This is a genomic window from Acidovorax sp. GBBC 1281 (genome assembly GCF_028473645.1).
In the GTDB taxonomy this organism is placed as follows: domain Bacteria; phylum Pseudomonadota; class Gammaproteobacteria; order Burkholderiales; family Burkholderiaceae_C; genus Paracidovorax.
Genome location: NZ_CP097269.1, coordinates 2,316,862 through 2,337,233, shown reverse-complemented (window position 1 = coordinate 2,337,233; position 20,372 = coordinate 2,316,862). Strand labels below are relative to the sequence as shown.

The window sequence follows — 20,372 nt, the reverse complement described above, 5'->3', positions numbered from 1 at the left end:
CCTGCCGATCCATCGCGATTCCATCGATGGAAAAGTCTGAGTTCCGCTCAGTCTTCATTCATCGGTTGGAAATTGGCGAGTGAAGTCTCCGCATGCCAATCATCGGCATCCGCTTGTTCAGCGCTTCGAACGAAGCGCGCTCTTTCCTTCCATCCCGCCCGCGTATCACTGTGTCATCGCAAATGACCAGTCAACGATCGAAGCCCGTACCGCCTGCAGGCCAGCATCGATCGATGACGAATTCAGGCATGGAATGCCTTCTCGTGGTAGAAATATTCTTTCACAGGCAAACCCAGGGCCCATCGCGCTGCGTTCTGCTTTCCGAACGTTTCAGCTGACCTTGATGACGCCTTGAATTCAAGCCCTGACCTTACGCTTTGCGACCGAGAGCCCATCCAAATCCCAGGCGCCATACAGTCTCATGGCCATATGCTGGTGCTGGACGGAGACACTTTGGCCCTGCGGGCGTGGAGTGCAAACTGGGCAGGCCTTGCTGTGGCAGCCTTGGCGAAACTCAAACAAGAAGCGCTTCGTTCGGTTCCGCCGGATGGCACTTCAGTGCAGGTCGGGATGCTGGAATTTGCACAGGAAAGACACATCTGCTGGGCCCACCGACACGCCACGCAGTTGATCGTGGAGTGCGAACCGCAGTCCAAAGTGATGCGTCCTGAAGAGCCGATCTACGGTGTGGCGCGTGATTTTCTTCCAAAACTTCAAGCGGCTGAAACGGTAGATGATCTAACCCAGCTGGCTGCGCAAGAGCTTCAGCGATTGACGGGGTTTGGCCGCAGCCTTATCTATCGGTTTGATCACCAAGGGCATGGAGAGGTGCTCGCGGAAGTCGTACTGCCCGGTTACGACAGCTACCTGGGTCTTCGCTTTCCGGCAACCGACATTCCGCAGCAAGCCCGCGCTCTCTACCTGGCCAACCGCTTCAGGCTGATCCCGGATGCCAACTATGAGGCAGTGCCACTGCTGGCAGCTGAAGAGGGTTCGATGGCACAAGGCATCGACTTGTCGTATGCGTTTCTGCGCAGCGTATCGCCAGTGCATCTCGAGTACATGCGAAACATGGGCACGCTTGCGTCCATGTCGTTATCCATCGTGGTCGATGGCAAGCTGTGGGGATTGGCGTCTTGCCATCACCATGAGCCCCGCAATCTGGATGCGGGCATGCGGGCTGCGTGCAGCCATCTGGGGCAGTTGCTGTCGATGCAAATCGAAGGAAAACAGGCCAATGCCGAGGTGGCGGCACGATTGGAGTTACGCAAGCTCACCCTGCAACTCGTCTCTCAATTGTCTGACAGCGATGCCAGCCTGCGCAGCATCGTGCACGAGCCGGCCCTGCTGCTGCGCATGTCCCGGGCCACAGGTGCTGCAGTGGTGCTGGACGACCAAGCATGGACTGCCGGCGATACGCCTGCGACGGACATGCTGCTTGAGTTGGCAGGGTGGATCGCAGGGATGGGCCGCGACGTCTACGAGAGCAGTGAGTTGGCGGCCCATTTCCCAATGGCAGCCCAGTGGCAGTCCACCGCAGCGGGCGTATTGGCCATTTCCATTTCCCAAGTGCATCGCCATGTGATTCTGTGGTTCCGGCCGGAGATCGTGCAGACCGTCACCTGGGCCGGAGACCCGCGCAAGGACCTGCACCCTGATGCGGCAGGACGGATCCATCCGCGCCGCAGTTTCGACAACTGGGTTGAACAGATCAGCGGCCGATGCTTGCCATGGTCCGGGGCGCAAGTCAGCGCTGCTGGCGAATTGCGCCAAGCCCTGATCGGTATCGTGCTACGGCGCGCCGAAGAATTGGCGGCCATCGCGAGCGAGTTGGGCCGGGTCAACAAGGAGTTGGAGGCTTTTTCGTACACCGTGTCCCATGACCTGCGCGCTCCAATGCGCCATATCGCAGGTTATGTGGACTTGGTGATGGACACGGAGGGCAAGGTTCTGAGCCAGCGTGCCCACCGCTACATGGGACATGTCAAAGACGCAGCGGCTTTCGCTGGGCAACTGGTGGACGCTCTGCTGGATTTTTCACGCATGGGTCGGACGGCGCTGAAACTCAAACGGGTAGATAGCAACGGCCTGGTTGAAGGCTTGGTACGCGAGATCTCTCGGCATGAGCGCGATCGCAAAATCGAATGGCAGGTGGAAGCCAATCTGCCTGTATTGGTTGCAGACCCATTGTTGTTGCAAGTGGCGGTACGCAATCTGATTGCGAATGCCGTCAAATACAGCCGTGATCGCAATCCAGCTGTTGTCACGGTAAGAGCCGTGAGAAACGCCGAAGGCGAAGGCCTGGAGGTACAAGATAATGGTGTCGGCTTCCAGATGCAGTACGTGACCAAACTGTTCCAGGTTTTTCAGCGTTTGCACCAGACTGAGCAGTTCGAAGGTACCGGCATCGGGCTGGCCAACGTCAAGCGGATCGTGGAGCGGCACGGCGGGAAGGTGTGGGCCCATGGCGAGCCAGGCCAAGGTGCGTCGTTCGGTTGGGCTTTGTTGCACAAATCGCGATGCTGATGCCCGTAGACTGACTGCGTGACAGAGACGAAGAACAGGCAGCGGAGCAAGTACCGCACGACGAACTGGAAGGCGTACAACGCGGCGCTGAAAGCGCGAGGCTCGTTGACGATGTGGCTAGTGTCCTGTCCCGTTAATTCGCAGGCACGATAGCTGCATGGTTTCGGGCCATCCTTGAGGTGCCGCCATGCCCAATGCAACGACCCGAACAGAAATTGCGCTTAGTGAAGTGGAGCGCGCGGAACTGACGTCCATGGCGCGATCACGTTCGCTGCCAGCGGCGTTGTCGCTCAGGGCGCGCATCGTGCTGACTTGCGAAGGCACAGATAAAGCCAGCACCGCGGTTGCGCAGGCTCTGGGGATCAGTCGTAGCACTGTCACCAAGTGGCGCGGGCGCTATGCGCGCCATCGCATTGCAGGGCTTTACGACGAGTTGCGCCCGGGTCGCCCCCGCACGGTAGATGACGAGCGTGTTGCTGAGTTGATTACCAAGACGTTGCACACCAAGCCTGCTGATGGGGGTACCCACTGGAGCACCCGCACGCTGGCCGCCGATACGGGCATCAGCAAGAGCACGGTGGCGCGCTATCTGCAGACCTTCAACCTCAAGCCGCACCGGGCCGACAGCTTCAAGCTGTCGACCGATCCGCTGTTCATCGAGAAGCTGCGCGACGTTGTGGGGCTGTACCTGAACCCACCTGACAACGCGCTGGTGCTGTGCGTGGACGAGAAGAGCCAATGCCAAGCTTTGGAGCGTACGCAGCCGATGCTGCCAATGGGGTTTGGCTATGTCGAAGGTGTCACGCACGACTACGTGCGCCACGGCACCACCACCTTGTTCGCGGCCCTGAACGTGATGAATGGCCAAGTGATCGCGCAGTGCCGGCCCCGGCATCGTCATCAAGAGTTCCTTGCCTTCCTGCGCGCCATCGACAAGGCAGTGCCCGACGAACTGGATGTGCACTGCATAGCTGATAACTACGCCAGCCACAAGCATCCAAAGGTGCGCGCTTGGTTGGCCGAGCGGCCTCGCTGGCACATGCACTTCGTTCCGACCTATTCAAGCTGGCTCAATCAGGTCGAGCGCTTCTTCTCGATCATCACCACGCGGGCAATCCGCCGTGGCTCGTTCACCAGCGTGAAGGATCTGATCAACAAGATCGACACATTCATCGCGAATTACAACCAGTCCTGCCAGCCGTTTACTTGGACAGCTACAGCAGACTCCATCCTCGAAAAACTCGCCAGACTATGCGGGCGAATTAACGGGACAGGACACTAGATGAGGGCATGCAGTGGTTTGGCACGCCGACCGGCAGGCGTGGACGCAGCCGAACCTTCTCGGACGCAGCAATCCAGTTCTGCCTGAGCATCAAGTGCCTGTTCGGCCAGCCCTTGCGACAGGCGCTGGGCATGGTGCAGAGCCTGCTGCGGCTGGCAAAGCTGGACTGGCCGGTACCTGACTTCAGCACTGTTTGCCGGCGCCAAAAGACCTTGCAGGTCGAACTGAGCTACCAGCGAACCAACTCGCCGCTGCAGTTGCTGGTGGACAGCACCGGCATCAAGTTCCTGGGCGAAGGAGAGTGAAAACGCAAGAAGCATGGTGCTGAATACCGGCGCGAATGGCGCAAGGTCCATCTGGGCATCGACGCGCAGACGCTGGAAATACGCGCCATCGAGGTGACCAGCAACGCCATTGGGGATGCGCCGATGTTGCCCGGGTTGCTGGCTCAGATTCCCACTGACGAATCCATCGAAAGCGTCAGTGCCGATGGCGCCTACGACACGCGCGCCTGCCTGGACGCCATTGCCGAGCGGCACGCGATGGCGGTGATCCCGCCCCGCAAGAACGCCAGCCATTGGAAGAAGTCGAGTCCGGGCTCGGCGCATCGTAATGAGGCCATTCGGGCGTGCCAGCGCCTGGGTCGCGGCATTTGGAAGAAGTGGAGCGGCTACCACCGGCGCAGCCTTGTGGAGACGAAGATGCACTGCTTCAAGCGACTGGGCGAACGGGTGATCGCGCGCACGTTCGACCGCCAGGTTGTGGAGCTGCATGTCCGCGTGGCCTTGCTCAATCGGTTCAGTCAGATCGGCCGTCCTCACACCGTGTCGGTGACTGCTGTGGCATAGGTCCGTCTGGGGTTGGGGTCATGCCGTCTGCAATTCGATTTGTGCAACAGCGCCGTTCGGTTTCGTCCTGCCCGAGTCCGGGCAAAATGCGCTTCCTACTTCACCCATCGGAAATACATCCGATCATGCTTAAACCTATTCTTCTCGTCGAGGACGATCTACGCGACCAGGAATTGACGCTGCTGGCCCTGGAACGAAGCCAACTCGCCAACGACGTGGTAGTGCTTCGCGATGGTGCGGAGGCATTGGACTACTTGCGCCGCGAAGAAGCCCACGCCAGCCGTGATGAAGGCAATCCAGCCGTGATCCTGCTCGATTTGAAGCTGCCGAAGGTCAATGGACTAGAGGTACTGGAGGCCGTGCGAAAGAGTCCGGTACTACGCAGTATTCCTGTGGTGATGCTGACCTCATCCCAGGAAGAGAGCGATCTGCTGCGCAGCTACGAGTTGGGCGTCAACGCTTATGTCGTCAAGCCCGTGGAATTCAAGCAATTCGTTTCCGCGATTGCCGATTTGGGAGTGTTTTGGGCCGTTCTCAACGAACCGCCGCCCGGCTCCCTGCGTGCGACCCGCCGGTATGAGTGAACTCGCAGAGTCCATCCCGCTCGCAGAGCGGCCTTTGAGTGTGCTACTGCTGGAGGACTCCGCTTTCGACGCAGAACTGCTTCAAGAGTCCTTGCTGCATAGTTATCCGCATGCCAATTTGCAATGGGTCAGGGACGCAGAGAGTTTTTCAGAAGCGTTGGAGCGAGGTGGATTCGACCTGATCTTGTCAGACCATGATTTGGGAGGCTACAGCGGTACCGATGCGCTTCGCCTGGCGCATCAACGGGTACCGATGATTCCTTTCATCTTCGTGTCCGGAGTCATCGGCGAAGACAATGCCGTCGAACTGCTCAAGCAGGGAGCGACTGACTATGTGAGCAAGGGCCGCCTGTCTCGATTGGCGTCTGTGCTGGAACGAGCTTTAAGGGAAGTGGCAGAGCGATCGGCTCGAATTGCGGCAGAGACAGAACTGCGAGACGCGAAGGAAAAAGCCGAGCAATTGACAATAGAGCTTGCCGAGCGTGTTCGAGAAATAGAGACGGGACAAGCCCGCCTGCGAGCCGCAACCGATGCAGGAGGCTTGGGTGTCTGGCAACTCGATCTGACTGCGCAAGAGCTGATTGCGTCCAACCATTGCAAGAGCAATTTCGGACGTGATGAGTCTTTGCCTTTCACTTACGAGGACTTGCAGAACGCAGTGCATCCCGATGATCTGGTGCGGATGCGCGAGGCGGTGGCTCAGACCATTGCGACTGGCAAAGACTACCGAATCGAATATCGCATCCTTCGCCCGGATGGCCAATTGGCATGGGTCAGGATACTAGGGCGCCTGGAATATGACGCGGCAGGCCGCCCCTCCTACATTGCAGGCATCTCTCAAGAAATCACCCATGCCATGCTGGGCAGGCGGCGCGCTGAATTGCTGGAACTGCTGGATCGCGAGGTTTACGGACCGACCCGTGAGCCTGGTGATATCGCTTACCACGCAGCAGAGGCCCTGGGCCGCGCTCTGGATGTGAGCCGTGCAGGCTACGGACTGCTGGACCGTAACACCCAAACCATCACCATCGAGCGCGACTGGAATGCGCCGGGAATCTCCACATTGGCGGGAACCCTGAACTGCCGCGATTTCGGCAGTTACACCGAGAACCTACAGCGAGGCGACGCCCTCGTGCTGGCAGATGTGCGTACCGATCCGCGCACGCGCGATCATGCGGATGCATTTATTGCAATTCATGCCCAGTCGCTTATCAATGTGCCGGTCGGCGAAGATCGAAATCAGGTGGCGATGCTTTACCTGCACCATGCGGCCCCGCGCCATTGGACCGCAGAGGAACTGAACCTTGTTCGTGAAGTGGCGCACAGAACCTGGCACGCAGTGGAACGCCGCCGCGCCGAGCAGAATTTGCACGCCCTTGCAAACTCGCTTGAACAACAAGTGCAAGAGAGAACCACGGCGTTGATGAAGTCGGAAGCCGCGCTGCGGCAGTCCCAGAAGATGGAGGCGGTAGGCCAATTGACGGGTGGCTTGGCACATGATTTCAATAATCTTCTCGGAGCCATTTCAGGCAGTCTGGAATTGCTCAAGCGGCGGTTTGGCGAGGATTCTGGGGCGATGCGTTACGTCACTGTCGGGCAGACGGCCACGAAGCGCGCGGCGGCTTTGACACACCGTCTGCTGGCGTTTTCACGCCAGCAGACGCTGGAACCCAAAGTGGTGAAAGTCAACCAGTTGATCAGTGGATTCGAAGACCTGGTGCGCCGCACGATCGGCCCCCACGTCATGTTGGAAGTGAAATGCGGAATCGACGTTTGGCCCATTCATGCCGATCCAAGTCAGCTTGAAAATGCGCTCTTGAATTTGTGCATCAATGCGCGCGATGCCATGTCCGATGGTGGCAAGCTGGTGGTCGAGACTGCCAATCGAACGCTCGACGAGCGAGCAGCCGGTGAGGAGCAGATGTCGCCTGGCCAATATGTGTGCATTTCCGTGAGCGACAACGGCACCGGCATGACTGCAGACGTGGTGGCCCGGGCATTCGACCCGTTTTTCACGACGAAGCCGATTGGCGTAGGCACGGGCCTCGGGCTTTCGATGGTCTATGGCTTTGCGCGCCAATCCGGAGGACAAGCGCGGATCCATTCCGAAATGGGCGTGGGAACAACGATCCGCATGTTCCTCCCGCGGTACGCAGGCAAGGATATCTTGGCGGAGGATGCGCTGGATCGTGCCCCTGCTATCTCCACCGTCGGCTTGGGTGAGACCATTCTCGTGGTCGATGATGAAGCTTCGGTTCGAATGTTCATGGTGGAAATGTTGCAGGAACTGGGCTACCACGTGTTGGAAGCAGAAGCCGGTTCCAGTGCAATTCAAGTGCTTCAGAACAATGCGTCCATCGCACTGCTGGTCACCGATGTTGGTCTTCCTGGGGGTATGAATGGAAGACAGCTGGCGGATGCTGCCCGCAAGATCCATCCTTCCATGCGGGTTCTGTTTGTGACTGGCTATGCCGAAAATGCCGTTCTCAGCCACGGCCAACTTCCGTCAGGGATGCAGGTGTTGACGAAACCTTTTCAGTTGGAAGTGTTTGGTCTGAAGATTCAGTCCTTGATGAATTCCACGACGAATGTGCACGCTGATCCTGCATTTTGATCACGGCACCACCGACGTCATGGATGAACGTCCATCGTCAATGTCGGTTGGGTAATGCTTCGCTCATCCGTTCACGACGCGTTCCAGATCAGATGAGGGTTTGGAGAGGCTTGATCGAGCCTTCCGGGACCTGTAGGACAACAACGGTAAACGAGCATCGGCGAGTCCCGGTAGCGCAGGTGCGGGCTAGCATGGCCTGAAGAAAACGCCTATGACCATGCCCCCTGAGACCTCGCCTCCTTCCGTTTCGCCCACCCCTTCGGCGCCCGTCCCCCCCCGGCGGCGGTCGCGGCTGCCCCTTGCCGCGGTGGCCGGGCTGCTCGTCGTGCTGCTGCTGTTGCTGGCCTTCGTGGCGTGGTTCGACTGGAACCGGGCCAAGCCCTGGATCAACCAGCAGGTCAGCGAGGCCACCGGCCGGCGCTTTGCCATCGAGGGCGATCTGACCGCCCACTGGCAGTGGCCTCAGCCCGTGGAGACCGGCTGGCGCCGCTGGGTGCCGGGCGTCACGGTGCAGGCAGACCGCCTGGTGATGGACAACCGGGCGGACTTCGGCCACTTCGGGGCCCTGGATGTGCAGACGGACGATGCCTCCACCGCCACGGTGCAGGCGCGTGCCGACAAGGCGGCCGCATCGGCCACGCCCTCGGCATCCGCCGCATCGGCGCCTTCCGCACCCGCCCAGACTGCACCGGCCGACAGCACGGCCTCCGTGCCCGCGACCGGCCAGCCCATGGCCACCCTGGGCAGCGTGAGCGCATCCCTCAGGCTGCTGCCGCTGCTGTCTCGCCATGTGGCCATCGACACGCTGGTACTCACCGTGCCCGACGTGGCACTGGCCCGCAAGGCCGACGGCAGCAACAACTGGACCTTCGACCGCCCCGCCAAGGACGGCGGGCCGGCGAAGCCGAATCCCTGGAGCGTGAGCGTGGGCCGGCTCGTGGTGCGCGATGGCCAACTGGCCTATGCCGATGCCGTGAAAGACCTGGCCTTCACCGCCAAGCTCGGGACCATCGACACGCCCGCCGGACAGGCGCCCGGCCCGTACGGCGTGCGCTTCGAGGTGCGGGGCCGCTACGCCAAGGCCCGCATCCAGGGCCGGGGCGAAGGCGGGCACGTGATGGACCTGCGCGAAAAGGTCGTGGACTACCCGCTGCGGTTCAAGGCGAAGGCCGGCACGGTGGAAGCCGAGGTGGAAGGCATCCTGTCCAACCCGGCCGCGCTGTCGGGCATGGACCTGAAGGTGATGCTCAAGGCCGAGAGCATGGCCGACCTGTACGACCTCACCGGCCTGGTGCTGCCGAACACGCCGCCGTTTCGCACGAGCGGCCGGCTGGTGGGCAGCCTGGAGCCGGACAACGCGGTGTGGGAGTACCGCGATTTCGACGGCACCGTGGGGGGCAGCGACCTGCACGGCAGCCTGACCTACACGTCGGCCAAGCCACGCCCGCGCCTCAAGGGCACGATGACCGCCAAGAAGCTGCGCCTGGCCGACTTAGGGCCCGTGCTGGGTGCGCCGACGGGCGAAGGCAAGGCGGAAAAAGGCACCTCCAAGCGCCCCGGCAAGGTGCTGCCCGACGTGGCATTCGCCACCGACCGCTGGAATGCGATGGACCTGGACCTGACCTTCAGCGGTCAGCAGATCGTGCGCGACGAGAGCCTGCCGATCGAAAACCTGCGCGTGCATGCGGTGATGGACAACGCGATGCTCACCCTCTCGCCCCTGCAGTTCGGCGTGACGCAGGGCAAGATCGATTCCACCGTGGTGCTGGACAGCCGCACCAAGCCGCTCAAGGCCCAGTTGCGCGGCAGCGTGGAAGGGCTGCGGCTGTCGGGCCTGTTTCCCAAGGTCGAGCTGATGGAAAAGAGCTTCGGCCGGCTCGACGGTGCCGTGGCGCTGAACGGCAGCGGCCAGTCGGTGGCCAGCATGCTGGGCAGCGCCAGCGGCGAAACCCGCCTGTACATCCGGGATGGCCGTTTCAGCAAGCAGATGCTGGACCTGGCCGCGCTCAACGTGGGCAGCGTGGTGGTGGCCAAGCTCTTCGGCGACGACAAGGAAGTGCAGCTGCGCTGCGCCGTGGCCGACTTCGCGGTGAAGGACGGCATCGCACAGACCCGCTCGGTGAAGCTGAGCACCAACGAGGCCACGGTGGAAGCCACCGGCACGGCCGACCTGGGCCGCGAGCACCTCGACCTGCGCATCAAGCCCGAATCGCTGCAGTGGAAGTTCTTCTCCCTGCGCACGCCGCTGTACGTGAAGGGCCCGTTCGCCGATCCCAAGGTGGGCCTGGAAGCCGGCCCGCTGCTGCTGCGCGCGGGCGCCGCGGTGGCGGCCGCCGTGGTCGCGCCGGTGGCGCTGGCGCTGGCCCCCATCACGGTGCCTGCGGCGGACGACGACGAGAACTGCGCGGTGCTGCTGGCCCGCGCCGGAGACAAGGTGCAGGGCGGCGCCGCGGGAGCAGCCCCGAAGCCGCCGGTCTCCACGCCGGCCAAGGCGCGCTGAGGTGAGCGTCGATCGCTATATTTTTAATAGCAAATCCCCCTAGAAGAATATGCGCTGGAAGCCTTTTTGGTTTTGAGCGCAGTTCTGGTGAGCGGACTGCGACAGCGGACATGGCGGCCTTCCCGGCCACCCCATCCATGCGCAGGCATGCCCATGCCAATGCCCATGCCCATGCCAATGCCCATGCCCATGCCCTCAGTGGAAATCCCGGCTGCCATCGAGCGCCTGGGCCAGGCGCCCGAGCAGTGGCGTCATGTCCTTGCAGCGCTGGGCCACGAGGTGGCGCACCGCTCCGCCCTGCCCGGCCGGCACGCCCGGCGGCAGCGGGCTGGCCTGCCAAAGCCCCGTAAGCGCCGTCTCAGCCCCCCTCTTGACGCGGGATCGACGGAAGAACTACAGCAGGTCGCTCTCGCCGTCGTTGACCTCGTCAACGAACGTGTCGTTTGACCAAGCCAGGCCGATGGCCTTGTTCAAGCGTTTGAGCAGGACGTTGAGGCTCTCACCGTCGCGACGCACGAGCATGGCCAGGCAGTTGCTGCCATCGGCGGCCGTGGCGACGCACTCGTGCGGTGGCAGCGCACCGATCGTGATGTCGCCGCCGTCCTCGATCAGGGCCTTGATGTAGTTCGTCCGAGACATCGTCGCTCAGACCTTGATCGCGGCGAGCCGGTCGTTGATCTCGATGCTGTCGAAGGCCAACGGGTCCCAGGTATCGGCACCGATCCATTCGACCAGGTTGTCGTGCTCGGGATCGTCAGGGTTCGCCATGGCCCGCACGAACTCCGCATAGCCCGGTGCGCCTCCGCAATCCTCCGGCGGCGTTGCACAGGCACCGCCGGCACAGAACGGGAGCACGAACTGCGGCATCGGTGCGATCTTCTTCTCGACCTTGATGCGGTGGTCCCAGTAGTCCCCGAAGTCGTAGACGTAGCTCAGCGTCGACCGGTTCAGGGCAGTGGTCAGTCGCGTGCTTTCGCTGGTGATCGAGCCAGGCTCGTCGTGCATCGGGTCTGGCGTGCCATAGCGCTCGCCGTCGCCAGCGATGAACTCGTGCAGATGCGAGTGGCCCCAGCCGAAGGCAGCCTGGACCACAAGATGCAGCTTGGCCAGGGTGATCGTCTCTGGCACCAGGACGCGGCGCCAGACCTTGGGCTTGGTGCCGCGCAATTCAATGTGCAGTTGCAGGATCGCCGCTGGTGCCTTGATCCGTTGGACCTTGCTCGCCATGCTCAAGCTGCTTGTCGTTGGTCTTCGGCGTGTCGGCCGATGTTCCACGGCAGCAACTCGTCGATGCGATTGATCGGATGGTCCGCAATGCGCCCGAGCACATCGCGCAGGTAAGCCTCGGGGTCGAGCCCGTTCAGCTTGGCCGTCTCCACCAGGCTGTAGATGGCCGCGGCGCGCTCGCCCCCAGCGTCCGAGCCCATGAACATGAAGTTCTTGCGGCCCAGGCTCACGCCGCGCAGCGCGCGCTCGGCGGCGTTGTTGTCGATCTCGATGCGACCGTCGTCACGGTAGCGCGTCAACGACCGGAGCCGTGTGAGCGTGTAGCCGATGGCGCGTGCGAGTTCCGACTTGGCACACACCTGCCCGAGCATCCCTCGCAACCAGGCGAACAGTTCCTCGAGCAACGGCCCGGCTCGCGCCTGCCGCTCCCGGCAGCGCTCATCCGGTGGGCGGCCGCGGATGTCGGATTCGATCGCATACAGCGCACCGATGCGCCGAAGGGCCTGTTCTGCAACCGAGCCCTGCGCCCGCCCCTGGCTCTCGTGCAGATCCCAGAATGGTCTGCGCGCATGCGCCCAGCACGAAGCCTCGATGACGTTGCCGTTTGCATAGAGCTTGGCGAAGCCGGCATACGCATCGGCCTGCAACACGCCCTTGAAGTTCTTCAGGTGCGCCTGAGGATGTTCACCCTTGCGGTCGGGCGAGTAACGCAACCACGCCGCGGGCGCGTCTGCACTCGCAGATGACCGATCGTCACGCACGTAGACCCAGAGCCGCCCGGTCTTGGTCTTGCCCCGCCCGGGCGAGAGCACCGCCACTGGCGTGTCGTCGGCGTGGAGCTTGGAGCCCGCCAGCACGTAGCGCCCGAGCGCTGCGACCAGTGGGTGCAAGAGCTTCTCGCTCTGGCCGACCCAGCCAGCCATCGTGGAGCGCTCGATCAGGACGCCCTCGCGTGCGTAGATCCGGCTCTGGCGGTACAGCGGTTGGTGGTCGCAATACTTGGCGACCAGCACGTGGGCCAGCAGCCCGGGGCCGGCCACGCCGCGTGCGATGGGCCGGCTGGGCGCTGGCGCCTGGAAGATCGATTCGCACGCCATGCAGGCGAGCTTGGGGCGCACGTGGCGGATCACCTTGAAGCGCGAGGGCACGTACTCCAGTTGTTCCGAGACGTCCTGGCCGATCTGCCGCAGCCGACCACCACATGCGCTGCAGCCGCAGGCCTGGCCGGCGGCATCGCGCCGCGCATCCGATGTCTCGGGCCGGTACACATGGTTCTCCCGCGGCAGGTGTGTGGGCAGGCTGCGGTCGAAGCCTTCGCTGTTGGCCGCTTGCGCCTTCGGTGTCTTGCCGACCGGTGCGAGTTCATGAGCAGTTTGAGCAGGGCGACTTCCGCGTCACGGGCCTGCACGACACGCAGCAGCGAGTCGACGGTGTGGGGTGCGTTGGCGGTGTTCGGCACGCCATCTACTATGCCATCGGACCTACCCGGAATCGACCGCGACCAGCGCGTTCAGAAGACGAATTCTTGAGCCCAGTTCAAGCTGCGAGCGCAGGCTGATCTGTGCGCATCGGCATGCGCCAGTCGATGCCTTCGAGCAGCATCGAGAGCTGTGCCGGCGTGAGCGAGACCTTGCCGCCTTGCGCCTGCGGCCAGACGAATCGGCCGCGCTCCAGGCGCTTGGCCAGCAGAAGCAATCCCTGGCCATCGAACCACAGCACCTTGAGCATGTCGCCGCGCCGGCCGCGGAAGACGAAGACGTGACCGCAGAAGGGGTTGGCCGCCAGCGCCGTCTGCACCATCGCAGACAGGCCGTTGAAGCCCTTCCTCATGTCGGTGTGGCCGGCAACGATCCAGACGCGGGTGCTCGTGGGAAGGCCGATCACGCCAGCGCCTTGAGCGTCTGCAGGACATGGCGCACGCTGGCTTCGTCGACTGCACCGCGCAATCGCACCCTCGCCCCGCCGACATCGATCTCGATGGTCCCGCCAGGCTGACGAGGCGCCGCCGCCGTGGGTGAAGGGCATGGCGCAACCGGAGCAGCTTCGATGGTGACGGGCAGCAACATCGGCGAGGGCTGCGGCGGCGCTGGCGTCTGGGGCTGCTCTTGCGTGCTCAGGTGCATCCGGCGCCATGCGAACAGCAGGTTCGAGTTGATGCCGGCCTGCAGCGCGACGGCGGCCACTGACGCGCCGGGCACCAGGCTTCGTGCGACCAGCTCGCGCTTGAACATCGGGCTGTGCTCGCGCCGACGGCGCTTGCTCGGGGTGTCTTGATCGTTCATTGATGTGCATTAGCGGTTCTTCATGCACACCATCGCAGCGTACATGGACCACCGAGCCTGCACATCAGCCCTCAGCAAAAACAGAGGGTACTGAGAAGACGCTTACAAAGCCCCTCCACGGCCAGCAGCCGCGACCGCAACAGCGCATTGCGCCAGGTCTCCACGAGCGACGGCCAGACGATGACGTTGACCGGCCCGGTCTCGTCCTCCAGCGTGATGAACATGGTGCCGTTGGCCGATCCGGGCCGCTGGCGCACGGTGACGATGCCGCAGGCGCGCACGCGGCGGCCGTTGGGCATGTCGCGCAGCGCCAGGGCAGTCAACAGCCGCCAGCGCTCCAGCCGGCCGCGCAGCAGCGCCAGCGGATGGCGGCGCAGTGTGAGGCCCGTGGCCGCGTAGTCGAACAGGATCTCCTCGCCTTCGGGCGCCTCGGGCAGGGCCAGGGGTGCCTCGTTCACCGCCGCGTCCTGCAGCAAGGCCGGCGCGCGCCATTGCGCCGCGGCGTCCCAGGCCTGTTGGCGCCGGTGGCCCGACAGGGAGCGCAGCGCATCGGCCGCGGCCAATGCCTGCAGCGCGGGCCGGTCCAGCCGGGCGCGCAGGGCCAGGTCTTCGGTGCCGGCAAACGCCTGGACCGCCCGAGCCGCGACCAGCCGCTCGGCCGTGGACTGGGCCAGCCCCACCACCAGCCGCAAGCCCAGGCGCACGGCAGGCTGCGGGTCGGCCACGCCGCGCACGGGCTGGGGCTCGCCCTCCAGGGTCGCGTCCCAGTCGCTGTGCACCGCATCGATGGGCAGCACGCGCACGCCGTGGCGCACGGCGTCCTGCACCAGTTGCGAAGGCGTGTAGAAACCCATGGGCTGCGAATTGAGCAGCGCCACCAGGAAGCATGCGGGCTCGTGGCACTTGAACCAGCTGCTCGCATAAGCCAGCATGGCGAAGCTGTAGGCATGGCTCTCGGGGAAGCCGTATTCGCCGAAACCTTCGATCTGCCGGAAGACGCGCCGGGCGAAATCTTCGCTGTAGCCGTTGTCCGCCATGCCCTTCATGAAAGGCCCTTCGAAGCGGTGGACGCCACCGGTGCGCTTCCATGCGGCCATGGAGCGGCGCAGCTCATCGGCCATGCCAGGCGTGAAGCGGGCAGCGATCATGGCGATCTGCATGACCTGCTCCTGGAAGATGGGAACGCCCAGCGTGCGCTCCAGGGCCTCTGTCAACTCTTTGTGCTCCAGTTCCAGCGGCTCGCCGCGCAACCGCCGCTCCCGGGCCTGCAGGTACGGGTGCACCATGCCGCCCTGGATCGGCCCCGGCCGCACGATGGCCACCTCGACCACCAGGTCATACAGCTCGCGCGGGCGCAGTCGCGGCAGCATGCTCATCTGCGCCCGGCTTTCGATCTGGAACACGCCCACGGTGTCGGCCGCGCAGATCATGTCGTAGGTGGCGCCGTCCTCGCGCGGGATGCCGGCCAGGTCCCAGTGCTCGCCGCGCAGCAGGGCGCGCAGGTCCAGGGCGCGGCGCAGCGCGCTCAGCATGCCCAGGGCGAGCACGTCCACCTTCATGAGGTGCATGTCGTCCAGGTCGTCCTTGTCCCACTGGATGATGGAGCGGCCGTCCATGCTGGCGGGCTCCACGGGCACCAGCCGCGTGAGCTTGCCCTCGGTGAGCACGAAGCCGCCGACGTGCTGGCTCAGGTGGCGCGGAAAGCCCTTCAGATCGCGCGCCAGCTTGAGCCACAGTTCGGCCACATGCAGCGCCAGCGGCACGTCCACGGCTTCGGCCAATTCCTGCAGGCGGTCGGTGGCGATGGCCTCGTCGAACCAGTGGTGGTCCCTGGCGAAGGCATCGATGAGCGCGGGCGCCACGCCCAGCGCCTTGCCCACGTCGCGCAGCGCGCTGCGCGTGCGGTAGCTGATGACCACGGCCGCGATGGCCGCCCGCTCGCGGCCGTACTTGGCATAGATGTACTGGATGACCTCTTCGCGCCGGTCGTGCTCGAAATCCACGTCGATGTCGGGCGGCTCGTCGCGCTCCTTGCTGATGAAGCGCTCGAAGAGCAGCCGCGTCTTGGTCGGATCGACCGCCGTGACCCCGAGGCAAAAGCACACCGCCGAATTGGCGGCGGAGCCCCGCCCCTGGCACAGGATGCCCCGGCTGCGGGCGTAGCGCACGATGTCGTGCACGGTGAGGAAGTACATCTCGTAGCGGCAGTGCGCGATGAGGTCGAGCTCCCTGGCGATCTGTGTGCGCACGGCGTCGGGCACGCCCATCGGGTAGCGGCTCTGGGCGCCCTGCTCGGTGTACCAGGCCAGGGCTTCGCCCGGGGTCATGCCGGGCGGCACGGTTTCCTTCGGGTAACGGTAGCGGATCTCGTCGAGGCTGAAGGTGCAGCGCTCCGCCACGGCGAGCGTGGCGGCCAGCAGCGCAGGCGGGTAGATGGCGGCCAGCCGCATGCGCGCGCGCAGGTGCCGCTCGGCGTTGGGCTGCAGCGCGAAGCCGCATTCGGGCACCGGCCGCCCCAGGCGCACGGCGGTGACCACGTCCTGCAGGCGCTTGCGTCCGCGCACGTGCATGTGCACGTCGCCCGCCGCCACCAGCGGCAGGCCGAGCGCCTGCCCCACCTGTTCCAGCGTGGTCAGCCACAGGCTGTCGTCGGGGGCCAGGGGTTGCTCCACGGCCAGCCAGGGGGCGATGCCCCACGGGCTCAATTGGGCCAATGCCTTAGAAAAACATACCTCTGTAGCTATCAAATCAGTAGCATAAAGACGATCGCGACGTGGTGCCAGCAGCACCTCACATCCACGCAGAAGCGCGAAGTCGGTGCCGGCGTGCAGGCGGTATTCGCCCTTGGGGGCGGCTTGGCGCGCGGCGGTGATGAACTCGCACAGGTTGCCCCAGCCCTCGGCGTCGCGCGCCAGCGCCACCAGGCGCAGATCGCCCCAGGCGAACTCGCTGCCCACGATGAGTTTCAGGCCGAGCCGCTTGGCCACGGTGTGCGCCCGCACCACGCCGGCCACCGAACATTCGTCGGTGATCGCCAGCGCCGCGTAGCCCAGCTCCGCCGCGCGCTGCACCAGTTCGGCGGGATGCGAGGCGCCGCGCTGGAAGCTGAAGTTGGTGAGGCAATGCAGCTCGGCGTAGTCGGGCAGGGCATGCGCGGGCCGGGTCGGTGGCCCACCCGGGGATGGGAAGACGGTGACGCCGCTCATCCGAACACCCCGTGCAGGAACCACTCGTGCCGGCCTGCCTCGCGCGTCCCCGCCCATTGCCGAAAGATCCACACCGTGCCCACGGTGTCGTTGTGGGCCACGAAATAGTCGCGCCGCTCCAGGTGCTGCGAGGCGTCCCACCAACCGCCATCGAAGCGGTGGGGACCGGCCAGCAGGCGCAGCGGGCCATGCCACAGCGGGCGGCTGCCCTGCAGGGCCAGGCGCTGGGGCGGGCGCAGCAGCCAGCCGGGCCACAGCGCGGCATCGGCGGCTACGGCGGCGGGCCGGGGATCGCGGTGGCTGGCAGTGCTGACGCTGCCAGCACTCCCTGCGCCGCCGTCGTGGCGGGCCGACCCCGTGGCACGGCCATCGTCCGCCCTGCCCGCCCCCGCTGTGGTCGTAGCCCCCCCTCCAGAGCGCGCCCGGGGGGAGCGCACGGTGGCAGGACCCTGAACCGGTGCGGACTGGCCCGCGGCCGGCTCCCAGCGCAGCATGCATTCCGGCCGGTGGTCCGCCTGCAGCACGGCCACCTCCACCTGCTGCGCCCCGAGCCGGGCCGAGACCCGCTCCACCCATTGGTGCCAGGGCTCGCCCTGCGCGCGCCGTGCGTCTTCGGGGCTGGGCGGCAGGAGGCTGGCACTGGCCTCGGCCCAGGGCCGGGTTTCGGTGCCGCTCAGGGTGATCTGGTTCACCGGCGCGGCCAGGCGCTGGCGGCCCAGGTGCTCGGCGAGCAGGCGGCGCAGATGGGCCAGGTCCTGCGTGGGCTCGGCCGTGCGCACCGTCAGGCTTTGCTGGGCCGGCAGGTCCACACCGTCGATGCGGCGCAGGTCGTGGCGCCAGGCCAGCTCCAGCGCCAGCACGCCCTGCTGGCGCGCCTGCAGCCAGCCGTGCAGCACCCCGAGCAGCCGGTTGGCGGACCACAGCAAGGTGCCGGCCGATTCGGCCAGCGCGGGCAGCTCGGCCGACAGCGAAAAGCGCTCGGGCAGTTCGATCCAGGGCAAGGGATGGGGCACGTCGCCAAAGGCCTGGTCCAGCGCCCTCAGCACATCGGCCCCGAACCGGCGCGCCACGCCCGCCCGCGGCAAGGCCCGCAGCGCGCCCAGCGTGCGGCAGCCCATGCGCTCCAGGCTGGCGGCGTGCGGGCGCAGGGCCGCCAGGGTGCGCAGGGGCAGGTCGTGCGGCAATCGGCGCGGCGGGCGATGCGGAGGGTCGGCCTGGGCCAGCCGCAGCAGGGCCAGGGCTTCGAAGGCCGTGGCGCCTTGGGCCAGTGCCGGGTCGCCGCCGGGTGGCTGCGGCAGGCGACCGGCGTCCTTGTCCCTGTCTTTTTCTGCGCCTGGCCCTGGTCCGGGCCGCTCGGGCGCTGGCGCCTTCTGCGCTGCAGCGGTCTCTGCCGGTTCGGCATGCCCGCAGAACCCCGGCCGGTGCTGCCGGATCAGCGAAAGCAGCCGGGCCCGGCCGCCCCAGAGGCGCTCGGTGCTGGCCACCTCCAGCAGCAGGGCTTCGTCGAGCAGCGCCACCCGGGGCGTGAAGCGCAGCGCCCACCAGCCCGCCGAGGCGGCCGGGGCGCCGGGGCGCCGGGCGGCAGTTCATCCAGCGACGAAGGCACGGCGATCCAGTGCATGGACCCGCTCCTGATGGACCGCCACCCCCTGTGGCGCGACGGGCACCGGCCGCTGCGCAGCCGGAGCGGAGGCATCGCCCGGAAACCGGCGCGCCTTCAACGCCCGCATTGCCGCCAGCACGGCGGACATCGCGGACGCGTGCGCGCAGACCGGCACCGGCTGCATCAACGGCGGCCCGCGCCGCTTGAGAACATGCACCTGAAGCACGCCGGGCGCCCTGCCCCCGTCCGGCCATCCCGGGACTTGCGCCGGAGCCGGCAGCTCCGGCGCGCGCCCCAGCGCTGGCGAACCTTCGGCCCCCTGAATCCCCTGAATCCCCTGGATCCCCTGAATCCCCTGGATCGCTGGAACGCCCTGCACCACCCACAGCCGCAGCGGCGCGGGCGAAGCTTGCCGGCGAAGGTCCTGCGGGCGGAACACCCAGAGCAGCGCCGCCTGCTGGGCCGCGGCCAGCTGCAGGCGGCGCAGCGCTTCGGGCGGCGCCTGGGGCAGCCAGGCCAGCACGGCCAGCACGTCGCGGCAGCGCAGGGCCTGCTCGCTGGCCCAGGCGGCCGACTGGTCGTGCCGCGAAGGCAGGGGGCGCACGCGGCACAGCCGGTCGGCCGGCAGGCCCGCGGCCTGCAGCGCGGGAGCGAAGGGCTCGGCAGGCGGCGCCACCAGCACCACCTGCCCGCCCCGCTGCGCCACCGCCCGGGCCAGCGCCGGCAGCACCAGAGGCCACTCGGCCCCGCCCTGCGGCGGCTGCAGCACCTCGGTCATGGCCCCCAGGGGCCATCCCCCACCGGGCAGCGCCGCATCCAGCAGCGCATGGCCGGAAGGCTGCACGCGCCCGTTCTGCGCCGTGAGCGCATCGCCCTGCCACACGCCGGGCAGTTCCAGGCGGGCAGCGCTTTCCCTGCGGGCGGCGGCGTCCGGTGGGAGGGAGGCAAGGGCGAGGCGGGACATGGGGCGGGCATCGAAGACTGTTTAAATATACAGTATTCGAATCCGTTGCGGCCCAGCGCCATCCGCAGATACCGCCCCATGAAAAAAGCCTGCGGGCACGCAGGCCGGCAGGCTTTTGGAAGTTTCGGCCCCGGGCACCAGGGCGGCGGCCGGAACTGAGGAACCTGGGGAAAAGGAGCTAAAGGGAAGCGCCCTATCTCACTTCTTGTAGTTGGCCAGGCCTTCCACGATTTCCTGGTGGGCCGCCTCGATGCCTTCCCAGCCCAGCACCTTGACCCACTTGCCTTCTTCCAGGTCCTTGTAGTGCTCGAAGAAGTGGCTGATGGCCTTCAGGCGCATCGGGTTCACGTCGTCCACGGTCTTCCAGTTCTCGTACATCTTGAGGACCTTGGTGGTGGGCACGGCCAGCACCTTGCCATCGACGCCCGCTTCGTCTTCCATCTTCAGGATGCCGAGCGCGCGGCAGGGCACGACCACGCCGGGCAGCAGCGGATAGGGGGTGATCACCAGCACGTCCACCGGGTCGCCGTCGCCGCTCAGCGTTTGCGGCACGTAGCCGTAGTTGGAGGGGTAGTACATGGCCGTGGTCATGAAACGGTCCACGAAGATGGCGCCCGATTCCTTGTCCACCTCGTACTTGATGGGGTCCGAGTCCATGGGGATCTCGATGACCACATTGAAGGTTTCAGGGGTGTTCTTGCCGGGGGTGACGTTGTTGAGGGACATGGATCTCTGA

General features: G+C 65.4%; 13 protein-coding genes and 3 pseudogenes. 7 read left to right on the top strand and 9 right to left on the bottom strand.

Annotated elements, in window-relative coordinates:
* The first annotated feature begins 429 nt into the window (after positions 1–429).
* The 7 genes and pseudogenes from M5C96_RS10655 (at position 430) to M5C96_RS10625 (ending at position 10,354) form a co-directional block, all read left to right on the top strand.
* Positions 430–2,526 (top strand): ATP-binding protein, encoded by a 2,097-nt coding sequence (locus M5C96_RS10655; protein ID WP_272569025.1) that lies wholly within the window; start codon positions 430–432, stop codon positions 2,524–2,526.
* Between the two features lie 18 nt (positions 2,527–2,544).
* Positions 2,545–2,646: pseudogene (locus M5C96_RS10650) on the top strand (IS5/IS1182 family transposase); the annotation flags it as partial.
* 67 nt (positions 2,647–2,713) lie between these two features.
* Positions 2,714–3,808 (top strand): IS630 family transposase, encoded by a 1,095-nt coding sequence (locus tag M5C96_RS10645; RefSeq protein ID WP_272563777.1) that lies wholly within the window; start codon positions 2,714–2,716, stop codon positions 3,806–3,808.
* Positions 3,805–4,656, top strand: a pseudogene (locus M5C96_RS10640) (IS5 family transposase); the annotation flags it as partial. The gene M5C96_RS10645 and the pseudogene M5C96_RS10640, both read left to right, overlap by 4 nt.
* A gap of 125 nt (positions 4,657–4,781) precedes the next feature.
* A complete protein-coding gene (locus tag M5C96_RS10635) occupies positions 4,782–5,240 on the top strand; it encodes a response regulator (protein WP_272569024.1) in 459 nt (152 codons plus the stop codon).
* A complete protein-coding gene (locus tag M5C96_RS10630; protein WP_272569023.1) occupies positions 5,233–7,854 on the top strand; it encodes a response regulator in 2,622 nt (873 codons plus the stop codon). The genes M5C96_RS10635 and M5C96_RS10630 overlap by 8 nt, the downstream gene beginning before the upstream one ends.
* A gap of 217 nt (positions 7,855–8,071) precedes the next feature.
* A complete protein-coding gene (locus tag M5C96_RS10625; RefSeq protein WP_272569683.1) occupies positions 8,072–10,354 on the top strand; it encodes an AsmA family protein in 2,283 nt (760 codons plus the stop codon).
* Positions 10,355–10,747: 393 nt separating this feature from the next.
* Here M5C96_RS10625 and M5C96_RS10620 read toward each other — a convergent pair whose 3' ends face one another.
* The 9 genes and pseudogenes from M5C96_RS10620 to ppa form a co-directional block, all read right to left on the bottom strand.
* A complete protein-coding gene (locus tag M5C96_RS10620) occupies positions 10,748–10,993 on the bottom strand; it encodes a hypothetical protein (protein WP_272563685.1) in 246 nt (81 codons plus the stop codon).
* Between the two features lie 6 nt (positions 10,994–10,999).
* Complete coding sequence (locus M5C96_RS10615; protein ID WP_272563684.1) at positions 11,000–11,581, bottom strand: plasmid pRiA4b ORF-3 family protein; 582 nt, start codon at positions 11,579–11,581, stop codon at positions 11,000–11,002.
* Positions 11,582–11,583: 2 nt separating this feature from the next.
* A pseudogene (gene tnpC, locus M5C96_RS10610) lies at positions 11,584–12,969 on the bottom strand (IS66 family transposase); the annotation flags it as partial.
* A 148-nt stretch (positions 12,970–13,117) separates the two neighbouring features.
* Positions 13,118–13,465, bottom strand: coding sequence for an IS66 family insertion sequence element accessory protein TnpB (gene tnpB / locus M5C96_RS10605; protein WP_272563683.1), 348 nt, complete (start codon positions 13,463–13,465; stop codon positions 13,118–13,120).
* Positions 13,462–13,863 (bottom strand): IS66-like element accessory protein TnpA, encoded by a 402-nt coding sequence (gene tnpA / locus M5C96_RS10600; protein ID WP_272563682.1) that lies wholly within the window; start codon positions 13,861–13,863, stop codon positions 13,462–13,464. Before tnpA ends, tnpB begins: the two co-directional genes overlap by 4 nt.
* A 71-nt stretch (positions 13,864–13,934) precedes the next feature.
* Positions 13,935–17,069 carry an error-prone DNA polymerase gene (locus M5C96_RS10595; RefSeq protein ID WP_272569022.1) on the bottom strand — a complete coding sequence of 1,045 codons (3,135 nt, stop codon included), beginning with the start codon at positions 17,067–17,069 and terminating at the stop codon, positions 13,935–13,937.
* Positions 17,066–18,586 carry a DNA polymerase Y family protein gene (locus tag M5C96_RS10590; protein WP_336297893.1) on the bottom strand — a complete coding sequence of 507 codons (1,521 nt, stop codon included), beginning with the start codon at positions 18,584–18,586 and terminating at the stop codon, positions 17,066–17,068. Before M5C96_RS10590 ends, M5C96_RS10595 begins: the two co-directional genes overlap by 4 nt.
* Positions 18,587–18,655: 69 nt before the next feature.
* Positions 18,656–19,636 (bottom strand): translesion DNA synthesis-associated protein ImuA, encoded by a 981-nt coding sequence (gene imuA / locus M5C96_RS10585; RefSeq protein ID WP_272569021.1) that lies wholly within the window; start codon positions 19,634–19,636, stop codon positions 18,656–18,658.
* Between the two features lie 198 nt (positions 19,637–19,834).
* Complete coding sequence (gene ppa, locus M5C96_RS10580) at positions 19,835–20,362, bottom strand: inorganic diphosphatase (RefSeq protein WP_272569020.1); 528 nt, start codon at positions 20,360–20,362, stop codon at positions 19,835–19,837.
* Positions 20,363–20,372: the final 10 nt, after the last annotated feature.